This window comes from Agrobacterium sp. O3.4 (genome assembly GCF_041414895.1).
Taxonomy (GTDB): domain Bacteria; phylum Pseudomonadota; class Alphaproteobacteria; order Rhizobiales; family Rhizobiaceae; genus Agrobacterium; species Agrobacterium cucumeris.
This window is the reverse complement of record NZ_JALPZP010000001.1, coordinates 292,342-306,628: the sequence shown is the minus strand read 5'-3', so window position 1 is coordinate 306,628 and position 14,287 is coordinate 292,342. Positions and strand designations below refer to the sequence as shown.

Below are 14,287 nucleotides of genomic sequence, written 5' to 3'. Positions count from 1 at the left end.
CTATGAACATTGCTAACTGGTGGTGGAGCAGCTTTACGCGGCCTTGACCAGTCATGTCTTTAGACAAAGTCCAAGCCGCCCGAATTTTCAGGCGGCTTTTTTGTTATTTTGCCGCCTGTCATCGGGCCTGAACAACAGGAAGTACGAAAGAAATGGTAACGATCATTCAGGATGACGGAGCGGAAACCTACGAGACGAAAGGCGACATAAAAGTCAGCCGGAAGCGTCGGCCCGCCGATTACGCCAACGCCATCGATAATTACATCGAAAAGCTCGATTCCCATCGTGGCGCGGTTTTTTCGTCCAACTATGAATATCCCGGCCGTTATACCCGCTGGGACACGGCCATCATTGACCCACCGCTCGGCATTTCCTGTTTTGGCCGCAAGATGTGGATCGAGGCCTATAATGGCCGCGGCGAAGTGCTGCTCGGCTTCATCACCGAAAAGCTGAAGACGACACCCGATCTTACCCTCGGCGCATCCTCCACCCGCCGTCTCGATCTCACGGTCAATGAGCCGGATCGCGTCTTTACCGAAGAAGAACGTTCGAAAATCCCGACCGTCTTCACGGCGCTCAGAGCCATCGTCGATCTCTTCTATTCGAATGCGGATTCGGCCATCGGCCTGTTCGGCGCCTTCGGTTACGATCTCGCTTTCCAGTTCGATGCGATCAAGCTGTCGCTTTCGCGCCCGGAAGACCAGCGCGACATGGTGCTCTACCTGCCGGATGAAATCCTCGTCGTTGACCACTATTCCGCCAAGGCCTGGATCGACCGTTACGACTTCGAAAAGGCCGGCGTGACCACGGACGGCAAGTCCTCCGACATTACGTCCGAGCCCTTCAAGACCACCGATACGATCCCGCCCAAGGGCGATCACCGACCCGGCGAATATTCCGAACTTGTCGTGAAGGCCAAGGAAAGCTTCCGCCGCGGCGACCTGTTCGAGGTCGTTCCCGGCCAGAAATTCATGGAGCGTTGCGAAAGCAATCCGTCGGCGATTTCGCGCCGCCTGAAGGCAATCAACCCGTCGCCCTATTCCTTCTTCATCAATCTCGGCCATCAGGAATATCTGGTCGGCGCTTCGCCGGAAATGTTCGTGCGCGTCTCCGGCCGCCGCATCGAGACCTGCCCGATCTCAGGCACCATCAAGCGCGGCGACGATCCGATTGCCGATAGCGAACAGATCCTGAAACTGCTCAATTCGAAAAAGGACGAATCCGAACTGACCATGTGTTCGGATGTCGACCGCAACGACAAGAGCCGCGTCTGCGAGCCGGGTTCGGTGAAGGTTATCGGCCGCCGCCAGATCGAGATGTATTCGCGCCTCATCCACACCGTTGACCACATCGAGGGCCGTCTGCGCGACGATATGGACGCCTTTGATGGCTTCCTCAGCCACGCCTGGGCCGTCACCGTCACCGGCGCACCGAAACTCTGGGCGATGCGCTTCATCGAAGGCCATGAAAAGAGCCCGCGCGCCTGGTATGGCGGCGCAATCGGCATGGTCGGCTTTAACGGCGACATGAACACCGGGCTGACGCTGCGCACCATCCGGATCAAGGATGGCATCGCCGAAGTGCGTGCCGGCGCGACGCTGCTTAACGATTCCAATCCGCAGGAAGAAGAAGCAGAAACCGAACTGAAGGCTTCCGCCATGATATCAGCCATTCGTGATGCCAAGGGCACCAACTCTGCCGCCACCAAACGCGATGCCGCCAAGGTTGGCACCGGCGTCAAGATCCTGCTCGTCGACCACGAGGACAGCTTCGTGCACACGCTGGCGAATTATTTCCGCCAGACGGGCGCCACGGTCTCCACCGTCAGATCGCCGGTCGCCGCGGACGTGTTCGATCGCTTCCAGCCCGATCTCGTCGTTCTGTCTCCCGGCCCCGGCAGCCCGACGGATTTCGACTGCAAGGCGACGATCAAGGCCGCCCGCGCCCGTGACCTGCCGATCTTCGGTGTCTGCCTCGGCCTTCAGGCCCTTGCGGAAGCCTATGGCGGCGAGTTGCGCCAGCTTGCGGTGCCGATGCACGGCAAACCCTCGCGCATTCGCGTGCTGGAGCCCGGCCTCGTCTTCTCCGGTCTCGGCAAGGAAGTCACCGTTGGTCGTTACCATTCGATCTTCGCCGATCCCACCACCCTGCCGCGTGATTTCATCATCACCGCGGAAAGCGAGGACGGTACGATCATGGGTATCGAACACGCCAAAGAGCCGGTGGCCGCCGTTCAGTTCCACCCGGAATCGATCATGACGCTCGGCCAGGATGCCGGCATGCGGATGATCGAAAACGTGGTGGTGCATCTGACCCGCAAGGCGAAGACGAAAGCCGCGTGATGGCTGCTGCCGACGCCATCAGCATCGAGCCGATCCGGGCGGAGCACGTTGAAAGCTTTCATCGTGCTCTCGATGCGGTGTCGCGCGAGCGGAAATATCTGAGCTTTCTGGAGGCGCCGCCGCTCGAAGCGGTGCGCGCCTTCGTGCATGACATGATCGAAAACGGCCATCCGCAATTCGTGGCGATTGTGGACGATGAAGTTATTGGCTGGTGCGATATTCGCCGCGTGAGCAGAGAAACCCGCGCCCATTGCGGCACGCTCGGCATGGGCATCCTGCCAGCCTATCGTGACAAGGGACTGGGTGCGCGGCTGATGCGGCGGACGCTTGATGCCGCCCGTCAATGTGGGCTGCACCGTATTGAATTAAGCGTGCATGGGGACAATGCCAGAGCCATTGCGCTTTATGAAAAGATCGGCTTCGTGCATGAAGGCCGGTCACGCGACGCCGTTCTGATCGACGGGCATTACATCGACAGCCTGCAGATGGCGGTCATCTTCGGCGATTAAGCCCTCGGCAGCGAGGCGGAGATGCAGAGCGCGAACTTCTTCAGAAGCTGCACATCGAAATGGCCTTCACGGCGCAGCATCCAGGTCAGCGCATCATTCGCCGTCCACGGCTTCTTGTAGGGCCGGACCGAAGTGACGGCATCATAGACATCGCAGATCGCCGCGATGCGGGCGTAAAGGCTGATCTCGGCACCAGACCGGCCGCTTGGATAACCACCGCCATCCATCCGCTCGTGGTGATTGAAGCAGACATCCAGAACCATCTCCGGCATCTGATCGTTACGCGACAGGATTTCCCGGCCGAAGGCGGGATGAAGATTGATGATCTCCCGCTCACTGGAGCTCAGACCATCCGCCTTATTGAGGATCGACGAGGGAATTTCCACCTTGCCGATATCATGCAGCAGGCCGCTGATCCCCAGCAGATCCACCGTTGCCTTATCCAGCCCGAGATAGCAGCCGAAATGCATCATCAAACCGCTGACGGAAACCGAATGCACGAAAGTTGTTTCGTCTTTCGATTTCAGGCGGGTGACGCCGATGAAGATCGCCGGGTTCGACTGCACCGCTTCGGAAATCTTGCTCGTTTCTGCCGCCACGCCCTTCAGCGAGACACCACCGCCGGCTTCTGCGACCGCAAAGGTCTGCGCAACCGCATCGGCTGCCGAACGAACGGCATGGCTGACGGCCACCGTGGTTTCGGAGGAATTGCCCGGTTTTACTGATGCAGGTCCGTCAACGCCCGGCCTTCCCTCGACATCATTTCCCCTGGCCGTATTGATGACGATGCTTTCCGCGCCGCTCGATTTCAGCTGGCGCACCACATCCTCATGCCGCAGGAGAAACCGATGTCGCTGCATGACATGCCGGTTTGACAGCGTTCCCTCAACCGCTTCGATAAACATGCCAACAGTCAATTGCCGGGTGGAAATTCGCTTGAGCATCAGACGCTTTTATTTTCCTTCCCGGGAATGATAACGTGACCCGCTATTGGTAAAGACCAACATAAAACCAGCCTTCAGACGGATAAAGATAAGCCCACCGAACTATTTAACTCTGCAACACAGAACATAAGATAGCACGAATATGAAAATTATTTACTCAGGATATATTTAAAAACCGAAGAATCAATCTGAATATATCAAGAAGCAACCTGAGAATGTAAATATTAAAAATTCTCGCTTACGACGTAAACCAGGAGCTGAAGAAGAGCCGCATGAATTCGAAACTTGAAACGCGCATCGATCAGGGTACTGGCCGTGAACCGGCAGATATGATTCTCAAAGGCGGACGCTTCTTCGACCTGGTGACCGGGGAACTTGTTGCTTCGGATATCGCCATCTGCGGCGATACCATCGTCGGTACCTGCGAGAACTATGAAGGCCGTCGGGAAATCGATATTACCGGCAAGATCGTCGTTCCAGGTTTCATCGATACGCATCTTCATATCGAATCATCGCTCGTCACTCCGCACGAGTTCGACCGCTGCGTTCTGCCTTATGGCGTCACGACGGCAATTTGCGACCCGCATGAGATCGCCAATGTTCTGGGGGTGGAAGGGCTGCAATTCTTCCTCGACAGCGCCATGGAAACCATCATGGACATCCGCGTGCAGCTATCCTCCTGCGTGCCCGCGACCCATCTGGAAACCTCGGGCGCCGATCTGCCGATCGAGAAACTCTTGCCGTTCCGCAATCACCCCAAGGTCATCGGGCTTGCCGAATTCATGAATTTTCCCGGCGTCATCCATAAGGACCCGGTGTGCATGGCAAAACTGGAGGCCTTTCAGGGGCAACATATCGACGGCCACGCGCCGCTTCTGTCAGGCACCGCGCTGAATGGCTATCTCGCCGCCGGCATCCGCACCGAACATGAATGCACGAATGCACCGGAAGCGCTCGAAAAAATCCGCAAGGGCATGCATATTCTGGTGCGGGAAGGCTCGGTCTCCAAAGACCTGCACGCGCTGATGCCGATCATTACCGAACGCCTGTCGCCCTATCTGGCGCTATGCACGGATGATCGCAATCCGCTCGATATCGCCGAACAGGGCCATCTCGATTATATGATCCGCACCGCCATCGCCAGCGGTGTGGAGCCCCTCGCCATCTACCGCGCCGCCTCGATTTCCGCCGCAAAAGCCTTCGGCCTGCGTGATCGCGGCCTCATCGCGCCCGGCTGGCGCGCCGATCTCGTGGTCATCGACAGCCTGCAGAACTGCAAGGCCAGCATGGTGCTTTCCGGCGGCAGGATCGTCGATGACGCCCTGTTTGCCACCCGCAAGCCGGTCACCCCCGTTGGTCTTGATAGCGTCAAGGCAAGACCGGTGCTCGCTTCCCATTTCGGCGTGCCTGTCACCGAAGGCGAAACACCCGTCATGGGCGTGCTTCCCGGCAAGATCATCACCGAACATCGCCGCTATAAACTGCCGACGGATGGCAACCAGACGACAGTCGATCTCGAGAACGACATCATCAAGGTCGCCGTCATCGAACGCCACGGCAAGAACGGCAACCATGCCAATGGTTTCGTGCAGGGCTTCGGCCTGAAGAAAGGCGCCATCGCCTCCACCGTCGGCCATGACAGCCACAATATCTGCGTCGTCGGCGTCGGTGAGGACGACATGGCACTGGCCGCCACCCGGCTCGGCGAAATCAAGGGCGGTTTCGTGGTGGTCGAAGACGGCAAGGTGACCGGCGAAATCCCGCTCCCCGTCGCCGGCCTCATGAGCCTCGAACCCTATGAGACGGTGCGCGACACACTGCACACGCTCAGAAAAGCAGCCTATGCGCTCGGCACCACGCTGGAAGAGCCCTTCCTGCAGGTCGCCTTCCTGCCCCTGCCCGTTATCCCGCATCTGAAGATTTCGGATATGGGCATGGTGGACGTGGACCGGTTTGCGCTGATCTGATTGACCGGAAAACATCCCGGCTGGGCGGATGAAATGCCGATCCCTATTCCTGTGCTTGTCACAAGAGTGGAGGATCGGCAAAAATCATTGTGTCTCCCCTTCAATCCGAGGGCAGCAGCTTGCGGAAATAAACCACCCGTTCCGTTTCCTCAAACCCCAGCGCCGCATGCATGCGATGTGAATCGACGTTTGCAATATCGGCATCGGAAGCAAGCTCGCTCACACCCTGACGAACCGCCCAGCGGGTCACTTCGGCCACCAGTGCGGCAGCAATGCCTTGGCCGCGAAACGCCTCCTCGACATAAATTCCCTCAAGAAATGCCACGGGCGTGGTATCGCAGCCATTAACGTAGTCCCGCCGCAGGCTGACCTCGGCAAAACCGATTGCCACTCCGGCCGGATCATGGACAATCAATCCAGCCCCGGTTTCGGAGACGTCCTGCAATTCCGTCATATGTTCGGCGGGCGAGGTATCCGGCCACAGGCGATGCCGCAAAAGCGACCAGTCATCTCGATGGTCGGCGGCGTTTCCAATGATGAATTGACCACTCATGTGACAACCCCACAAAACACATCCAGCCCCTCGAGCTTCACGATATCAGCATCGAATAGCGGCGCAAAACCCGGCATCGGCAGGATATCCGTGACACGCATCGTCTTGGGCACGGGAAATTCAACCGGCTCGCGAGTGAGGTTGAAAACAAATAGGAGTTTTTCGTCACCCTTGCTGCGCGTGAAGGCCAGCACATCGAGATTGGTCTTGATGAAGTGTATGTCCCCGTCACGCAATGCGCCATGGCTTTTACGGAAAGACAAAACCGCACGGTAATGGTTCAGCACCGAGTCCGGCTTGCGCTCCTGTGCATCCACAGCCTGCATGGCATGGACATAGGGCACTGGCAGCCACGGCTTTTCAGCGCTTGAAAACCCGGAATTCGGCTTGCCGGTCTCCCACACCATCGGCGTGCGGCATCCATCGCGCCCCTTGAAGGCCGGCCAGAAACGAATGCCATAGGGGTCGCGCAGGTCATCAAAGGCAAGCTCGGCCTCCGTCAGCCCCAGCTCCTCACCCTGATAGAGACATATGGAACCGCGCAGGCTGGCAAGAACGCAGATGGCAAGTTTCGCCACCCGCGTCTGTTCCTCCACGCTTTCCGAAAAGCGGCTGAGGTGACGCACCACATCATGGTTGGAAAAGGCCCAGCACACCCAGCCATTCGTCACCACCTTGCCGAAGGTCTCGACCGAACCACGCAGGTGTTTTGCGCTGAAATCCGGCCCCAGCAGGTCAAAAGTGTAGCACATGTTGAGCTTGTCATTGCCTGATGTATAGGAGGCAACCGTCTTCAGCGAGCGCGCCCCATCGCCCACCTCTCCCACCGTGGCGCGGCCCTCATATTCATCGAGCAACGCCCGGAAGCGTTTGAGAAAGGCAACATTTTCCGGCCGCGTCTTGTCGTAGAGATGGTCCTGCATGCCGTAAGGATTGACGTCTGAGGCATCGAGACCAAAGCTCTCCTCGTCGAAAAGTGGCGGGTTGTCGCGCAGCAGCTTGTCATGGAAATAGTGGTTGACGGTATCGAGCCGGAAACCGTCAACGCCGCGATCCAGCCAGAACCGCACGGTTTCCAGGAGCGCGTCCTGAACCTCGGCATTATGGAAATTGAGATCCGGCTGCGAGGCAAGGAAGCTGTGCATGTAATATTGCTTGCGCACGCCGTCCCATTCCCATGCCGGCCCGCCAAACACGGAAAGCCAGTTGGTGGGCGCCGTACCATCAGGCTTGGGATTGGCCCAGACATACCAGTCGGCCTTGCTGTTCGTCCGGCTCGCCCGGCTGTCCACAAACCAAGGATGCTGATCCGACGTGTGTGAAATGACCTGATCGATGATGACCTTCAACCCCAGCCGATGCGCTTCCGCCATCAGTGCATCGAAATCGGCAAGCGTGCCGAACAACGGATCGACATTGCAATAATCGGAAACATCGTAACCCATATCGGCCATGGGCGAGGTGAAGAACGGCGACAGCCAGATGGCATCAACGCCAAGCGACGCGATATAGGGCAGCCGTTTCGTCACCCCGGCAAGATCGCCATAACCGTCTCCGGTCGTATCCTGAAACGAGCGCGGATAGACCTGATAGATCACCGCTCCCTTCCACCAGTCCGATTGCGCTTGAGGTTTGTGGACCGGGGCATGGGGTAGCGTCATCGGCAATCTCCTGATGTGTCTGGCGGGAGAATATAAAGCCTGTGCGGCCGCGTAAACCGGAACTTCGCACACGCACAATCGGCCAGAACCGCCCTTGTCAGCGGCGCGCGCGCGTCGTAAGCCGCATGGCTGGATAAAACGGGAGGATGACGGCGTGGGCGGACGGTTTTTATCGATTGGCGAATGCATGGTGGAACTGTCGCAGGCCGGCAACGGTCTGCTGCGCAAGGGTTTCGCCGGAGATACGTTCAATACCGCCTGGTATGCCCGCGCCTGCCTGCCTGAAGACTGGTCCGTCGATTATTTCACGGCACTCGGCGATGATCCGCTTTCGGAAGACATGCTCGCCTTCATTGCGGAAGCCGGCATTGGCACCGAAAAGATCCGCCGCATCAAGGGCGGCACGCCCGGCCTCTACCTCATCAACCTGAAGGACGGCGAACGCACCTTCAGCTATTGGCGCAATGCCGCCGCCGCAAGACAGCTGGCCGCCGACGCGGATCACCTGCGCCGAACAGTGGAAAGCGCTGACGTCATCTATTTCTCCGGCATCACCCTCGCCATCCTCGCCTCCGCCCATGATGTCGATACGTTTCTGGCCGAGCTTCGCCGCGCCAGGGCGGCGGGCAAGCCCGTGGTTTTCGATCCGAACATCCGCCCGCGCCTCTGGGCAGACAAGGACGTCATGCTCGAGACGATTTCCAACGGTGCACGCGCCGCAACACTTGTCATGCCGAGCTTTGATGACGAGGCCAGCCATTTCGGCGACGCCTCCGTGGAAGCCACCATCGACCGTTACCGTTCCCTCGGCGTCGAAAACATCGTGGTGAAAGACGGCGCAAAGGGTGCGACACTCGATTTCGGCGGCAACCGCACCCATGCCCCGGCGGAAAAGGCCGTGGAGGTGGTGGATACGACGAGCGCCGGCGACAGCTTCAACGGCGCCTTCCTTGCCCGTTATGTAGCCGGCAGCTCGCCACAGGAAGCCGCCGCCTTTGCCGCAAGGGCAGCGGCAACCGTCATCGGCCACCACGGCGCGCTGATCAGCCCCGAACTGCTGCCGCTGGTCGGATAGGCCAGCAGGCTGCCCTGAAAAGGGACGATATTGACAGTCATATGCCCTGACATGATCCTGTAACACGCGCGCCGCATATACGGGCGGAAGCCGGGCAATGGGGATTCGCCTGCGCGCAGATGAGCAGGATCAGTGTTTCATGACGAGAATCACGATTGTCACAGATGCCTGGCACCCGCAGGTCAACGGCGTGGTTCGCTCGATCGAGAACACCAATACCGAGCTGGCGCGGCTGGGTGTGGACGTGAACATGGTCACGCCCCAGAGTTTCTACAGCATTCCCTGCCCCACCTATCCGGAAATCCGCCTCTCCGTCGCCGGCTATCGCCGTGTCGCGGCGGAGATCGAAAAAAGCCAGCCCTCCTTCGTGCATATCGCCACCGAAGGGCCGCTGGGTTTTATGGCGCGGCGCTGGTGTGTGAAGAACCATATGCGGTTTTCCACCAGCTATCACACCCGCTTCCCGGAATATGTCGCGGCGCGTTTCCCGATCCCCGAAAGCTGGCTTTATGCCTTCGTGCGCTGGTTCCACAATGGCGGCAACACCTGCATGGTGGCGACCCCAAGCCTCGAGACCGAGCTGGAAGCGCGCGGCGTCAAGAACCTGAAGCGCTGGAGCCGGGGCATCGACGCCGAACTGTTCCATCCGCGCCCGAAAACCACACTGCCTTTTGATCTGCCAAGGCCGATCTTCATGACTGTCGGTCGTGTGGCGGTGGAGAAGAACCTGCCGGAATTTCTGGAACTCGACCTGCCCGGATCCAAGGTCGTCATCGGCGACGGCCCGGCCCGTCACGAATTGCAGGAAAAATATCCCGGCGTGCTGTTTACCGGCGTCAAGACCGGCGAAGAGCTGGCCGATGCCTATGCGCAGGCCGATGTCTTCGTTTTCCCCTCAAAAACCGACACTTTCGGCAACACCATTCTGGAAGCACTGGCAAGCGGTGTGCCCGTCGCCGCCTTCCCCGTCACCGGGCCGATCGATATCCTTGGCGGCAACCCGGCCGCCGGCGCGCTGGATGACAATCTTCGCAATGCCTGTCTGGCGGCGCTGGATTGTTCGCCGCAGGAGGCCTTAGCGCTTTCAAAAAGCTACAGCTGGGAAAAGGCCTCACGGCAGTTCCTCGACAATGTCATCCATGCGGCAGGAAAATCCCTGCCGCTTCTGTCGCGTTCACAGCTTGCCTGAAGGCAAGCACATTCCCCATTTTTTTTTGCGCAGGGCCAGTGGACGAAACATGACGGGAATGTCACAAGGCGATCAGGACGCGACTGCCGTTATCTTTAGAACGGGGTCGGGCTGCTGATTGACGTCAGGCGGTTGCCGCGAGATTACGCTGGCCGTCCTATTTCCCGATAATACTCAGCCGCCCCCTTGAGATGCGCTTCCGGGTAAAGGAAGAAGCTCTTTTTGCTGGGCTGCGCACCAATCATTGATCTTCTCGACAATTTGCATCGGCGCCATCGGCAGGGCGCTGTTGGGGATGACAACCACCGTTCCGTGAAAAACCAGCACCAGACTGTCCGGCGGCGTGAGTGCGAGATGATAACGCGCCCAGCTCAATTGCACGGTGTCCAGTCGTGTGATCTGCTTAAAGCCATCGGGCCCGATTTCGATCTGCGAGTGCGGCGAATACATGCGCTCGTGCGCGATATTCCAGTGTGCCAAAACCTCGTAATAGGATTTCGCCTCCCGTCTCGCGCCCTGCCAGATAATGTACCAGACGACGAGGGCCACAAATGGTGCAGGGGCAAACACCCAATAACCGACCACCGGCCAGACACCCGGGAACCATGGCAGGCTTAGGGAATAGATAAAACCGGCCGCCAGTCCCGCAAATATCGACAGCTTCACTCTTGCCGAGGCAAGATGGCGCGTCCAGGACCTGTCGAGAATCATGCCGTAATTTTCATAGGCCTGATGTTGATAGCCGTGGACATAGTCGGGGACATGTTTCGGATCAGGCGTGAAGCTTATTGAAATCGTTTCATCGGCCATAGGAGCACGTCATCCAGTCCCTGTGCAGTTTAAACTGCGTAACAGGGTTGCCCTTATAAATCAAAAGACCTTTCGCCGCCGAAACCTCTGGGGATCAACGCCGTGCGGCGAAACCTGTCTTCACCATGCTCCGGTAAGCATTTGCCCGGAAAGCGGTACAGTTCGCGGCTTGCCGTCCTTGTCAACCATCGAGAGCGATGCAGACATCTGCTTTGGCGATTTGCGGAACCAGCTGGCGGCGACGCTCGCCATATCGCCAAGCATGGCGTGGCTGTGCCAGTCGGCGAACCGTCTTGCCGTCGCTTCTGCTTCTGAACGGTAGAAGAAATCACCGGAGTGTCCGAGATCATTGATCGATGCCGCCATTACAGCAAGCGGCCGCTGAAACATCTTCGGCGGCACGGACAGTTCCCGCGCGCCATCTGAAAAAGCCGGCGCCATGAAATCAATCGCCCAGCCATCAGCCTCGACCCAGCAATGGAAATTCTCGCCAGCACCCGTCACGTAACCATCATCGCGGTGATCCGCAAACAGCAGGACCTTTCCACCGAGATTATAGGCGGCAAGCCCGCCCTTCGGCACAGCCTTGACCTTGTAATGCTGTTTGAGGATGAAAGCGCCGAAGGTACTGAAATACATCGAGGCCGAGGCGGGATCGGCGTTCTGGCTGATGAGCAGGCTGTTGATGACCCGGTAAATCCGGTGATAGTCGGTCTGCTTGATCAGCATGGTTTTTTACTCTTCAAAACAAGGCGTTGGATGAGCGTCAGCCGCCTGTTTCTTCTCCCCGAGGGGGAGAAGTCCGCGGCAGCGGGATGAGGGGGCGAGGGTCGAGATATGCGGAGAGGTTGCCCCTTCGGGCCACCTTCTCCCCGATGGGGAGAAGAAAGACGCGGCGACCCTTCACGTCAAAATCAACGCCGCTTCTTCGCCTTGTTCTCGAACGGATTGTCCGAGCCGCGATAATGCACGCGGATCGGCACGCCCGGCATGTCGAAATCCTTGCGCAGGCCGTTCACCAGATAACGCGTATAGCTCTCCGGAATGGCTTCCGGGCGGGTGCACGAGATCATGAAGGCCGGCGGGCGGGCCTTGACCTGCGTCATATATTTCAGCTTCAGGCGACGGCCGGAAACGGCCGGCGGCGGATGCTGCGTGGTCTGCCCATCCAGCCAGCGGTTGAGCCTGGCGGTCGAGATACGGCGGTTCCAGACCTTGTCCGTATCGATGATGCTCTGCATCAGCCGGTCGAGGCCATAACCCGTCTGGCCGGAGATCGGCACGGCGCGAATGCCGCGCGCCTGCGGCAGCAGCCGCTCGGTCTTTTCCCGCAGATCGGCCAGATAGGCCTGCGGGTCTTCAACCAGATCCCACTTGTTGAAGGCGAGCACGGCGGCGCGGCCTTCGCGAATGACGAGATCGACCAGTTGCAGATCCTGCTTTTCGAACGGGATGGTGCTGTCGAACACAATCACCACCGTCTCGGCAAAACGGATGGAGCGCAGCGAATCCGCCACCGAGAGCTTTTCCAGCTTCTCCGTAACCTTGGCCTTGCGGCGCATGCCGGCCGTATCGAACATCTTGATGGTGCGGCCGCGCCAGTCCCATTCAACCGAAATACTGTCGCGGGTAATGCCGGCTTCCGGGCCGGTCAGCAGCCGGTCTTCGCCGAGGAAACGGTTGATGAGCGTCGACTTGCCCGCATTCGGTCGACCGATAATGGCGACGCGCAGCGGCTTGGTCTCGTCATAGACGGGCTCTTCCTCTTCCTCTTCCTCGCTGCCGGGTTCAGTGCGCGGCAGAACGATATCCGTCTCCGCCTCATCCACTTCAGGCGGGAAGGCGGCGTCTTCGCCGATCGCCGCAACGATGGCGTCGCGCAGGTCGATCATGCCCTGACCGTGTTCGGCCGAGATCGGGCAAGGCTCGCCAAGACCGAGCGTAAAGGCATCATAGAAACCGGCGTCAGAACCGCGCGCTTCGGACTTGTTGGCCACCAGCACGACAGGCTTGCCGCGACGGCGCAGCATTTCGCCCAGTGTCTCGTCGGCGGGCGTCAGCCCGGCCTTGGCGTCAACCACGAACAGCGTCACATCGGCTTCATCAATCGCCGCTTCCGTTTGCGCCCACATGCGGCCCTGAAGCGTTTCCGGCCCGGATTGCTCCAGACCGGCGGTATCGATGATGGTGAAACGCAGATCGACAAGCTTCGCGTCGCCGGGGCGGCGGTCGCGGGTCACGCCTGGCGTATCGTCCACCAGCGCCAGCTTCTTTCCGACCAGACGGTTGAAAAGCGTGGACTTGCCGACATTGGGGCGCCCGACTATGGCGACGGTGAAGCTCATTGTTGTCTGTTCCTTAGAGCAAGTCTGCCCAAAACGTTACCTGTTTTGGGCAAAAGACATGCGTAAAATAATCAGTTGGATCGCTTTGGCAATGCGAAGAAATGCCGGGCGATGGCTCGGGATAAGCGGCTTTAAGCAGCTTTGCCCGAAGCGGTGATATTGTCGAGCATGATCTGCGCACGGCTCGTCACGTTGCGCGGTGCCTGCGTGTCGTTGACGATCTGCTCGAACCATTGTTTGGCCTTGACGAAATCGCCGGCCTTGTAGGCGGCAAGTCCGAGAGCCTCACGGGCCGAGGCCCGCATGGTCTGGCCTTCGGCGCTCAAAGGCTCGGCCAGTGCAACCACCTGATCATAGGTGCCGTTGTCCACCAGCAACCAGGCCGCGCGCACCTTTGCCGTGTCGCGGAAGACCTGCGGTGCAGATGTGTCGTTGCCAATGGCGGTGAAGGCGGCGATGGCGCCGGCCGCATCACCCTTCTGCGACAGCAGCGTGGCCGAGCGGAACTTCGCCAGCACCGGATAATTGCCATGACCGGAGGTTTCGAGATCGGCAAAAGCCTTCAGCGCCTCATCCGTCTTGTTTTCGGAAGCAAGCGTCAGCGCCGCAAGGAACTGGTCGCCGGAATTGGAAGCGCGGCTGGTGTTCCAGTATTCGTAAATGCCGGCGCCGGCGGCACCGAGAACCACGAGAACGGCGGCGCCCGCAACCACGATACCGTAACGGCCCCAGAAGCGCGACAGCTGCTCGGAGCGGATCTGCTCGTTCACTTCGCGGATAAAGGTATCATTTTCGTTTGCCATCAAATTCTCCGTTACCCGCGCGGAGATCGTCGCCGATCCATCCGTCCGCGGACATACCAAGCCGCTTACCCGGGCAAGCACAAGCGTGG

12 protein-coding genes are annotated in these 14,287 nt (G+C 59.1%); 5 read left to right on the top strand and 7 right to left on the bottom strand.

The window, feature by feature from the left end; all coding sequences use genetic code 11:
* The first annotated feature begins 152 nt into the window (after positions 1-152).
* Positions 153-2,342, top strand: a complete 2,190-nt coding sequence (locus M0412_RS01440) for an anthranilate synthase (protein ID WP_269702006.1) — start codon at positions 153-155, stop codon at positions 2,340-2,342.
* Complete coding sequence (locus tag M0412_RS01435; RefSeq protein WP_269702004.1) at positions 2,342-2,851, top strand: GNAT family N-acetyltransferase; 510 nt, start codon at positions 2,342-2,344, stop codon at positions 2,849-2,851. Before M0412_RS01440 ends, M0412_RS01435 begins: the two co-directional genes overlap by 1 nt.
* Here the strand turns inward: M0412_RS01435 and M0412_RS01430 are convergent.
* The gene (locus M0412_RS01430) at positions 2,848-3,795 is read right to left on the bottom strand and encodes an HD-GYP domain-containing protein (protein ID WP_269702001.1); all 948 of its coding nucleotides are present in this window, start codon (positions 3,793-3,795) and stop codon (positions 2,848-2,850) included. The two genes, M0412_RS01435 and M0412_RS01430, sit on opposite strands and share 4 nt — an antisense overlap.
* 272 nt (positions 3,796-4,067) lie before the next feature.
* On the opposite strand from M0412_RS01430, the gene ade reads away from it, so the two are divergent.
* The gene (gene ade / locus M0412_RS01425; protein WP_269701999.1) at positions 4,068-5,762 is read left to right on the top strand and encodes an adenine deaminase; all 1,695 of its coding nucleotides are present in this window, start codon (positions 4,068-4,070) and stop codon (positions 5,760-5,762) included.
* Between the two features lie 100 nt (positions 5,763-5,862).
* On the opposite strand, the gene aac(6') is transcribed toward ade, so the two are convergent.
* Both aac(6') and M0412_RS01415 read right to left on the bottom strand, forming a co-directional pair.
* On the bottom strand, positions 5,863-6,315 hold the full coding sequence (gene aac(6') / locus M0412_RS01420; protein ID WP_142840426.1) for an aminoglycoside 6'-N-acetyltransferase: 453 nt from the start codon (positions 6,313-6,315) through the stop codon (positions 5,863-5,865).
* Positions 6,312-7,976, bottom strand: coding sequence for an alpha-glucosidase family protein (locus M0412_RS01415; protein WP_269701997.1), 1,665 nt, complete (start codon positions 7,974-7,976; stop codon positions 6,312-6,314). The genes aac(6') and M0412_RS01415 overlap by 4 nt, the downstream gene beginning before the upstream one ends.
* A gap of 154 nt (positions 7,977-8,130) precedes the next feature.
* On the opposite strand from M0412_RS01415, the gene M0412_RS01410 reads away from it, so the two are divergent.
* Together M0412_RS01410 and M0412_RS01405 are read left to right on the top strand one after the other, a co-directional pair.
* Positions 8,131-9,051 carry a sugar kinase gene (locus tag M0412_RS01410; protein WP_269702247.1) on the top strand — a complete coding sequence of 307 codons (921 nt, stop codon included), beginning with the start codon at positions 8,131-8,133 and terminating at the stop codon, positions 9,049-9,051.
* 139 nt (positions 9,052-9,190) lie between these two features.
* Complete coding sequence (locus M0412_RS01405; RefSeq protein WP_142840428.1) at positions 9,191-10,240, top strand: bifunctional monoglucosyl/glucuronosyl diacylglycerol synthase; 1,050 nt, start codon at positions 9,191-9,193, stop codon at positions 10,238-10,240.
* A gap of 174 nt (positions 10,241-10,414) precedes the next feature.
* Here M0412_RS01405 and M0412_RS01400 read toward each other — a convergent pair whose 3' ends face one another.
* The 4 genes from M0412_RS01400 to M0412_RS01385 all read right to left on the bottom strand — a co-directional run bounded on the left by M0412_RS01400 (position 10,415) and on the right by M0412_RS01385 (position 14,198).
* Entirely contained in the window at positions 10,415-11,050 is a 636-nt protein-coding gene (locus tag M0412_RS01400; protein ID WP_269701994.1) for a hypothetical protein, read from the bottom strand.
* Positions 11,051-11,170: 120 nt separating this feature from the next.
* Positions 11,171-11,779: a DUF2026 family protein gene (locus M0412_RS01395; protein WP_269701993.1), complete on the bottom strand. Its 609-nt coding sequence runs from the start codon at positions 11,777-11,779 to the stop codon at positions 11,171-11,173.
* A gap of 185 nt (positions 11,780-11,964) precedes the next feature.
* Complete coding sequence (gene der / locus M0412_RS01390; protein ID WP_269701992.1) at positions 11,965-13,395, bottom strand: ribosome biogenesis GTPase Der; 1,431 nt, start codon at positions 13,393-13,395, stop codon at positions 11,965-11,967.
* 131 nt (positions 13,396-13,526) lie between these two features.
* On the bottom strand, positions 13,527-14,198 hold the full coding sequence (locus tag M0412_RS01385; protein ID WP_052818143.1) for a tetratricopeptide repeat protein: 672 nt from the start codon (positions 14,196-14,198) through the stop codon (positions 13,527-13,529).
* Positions 14,199-14,287 lie beyond the last annotated feature (89 nt).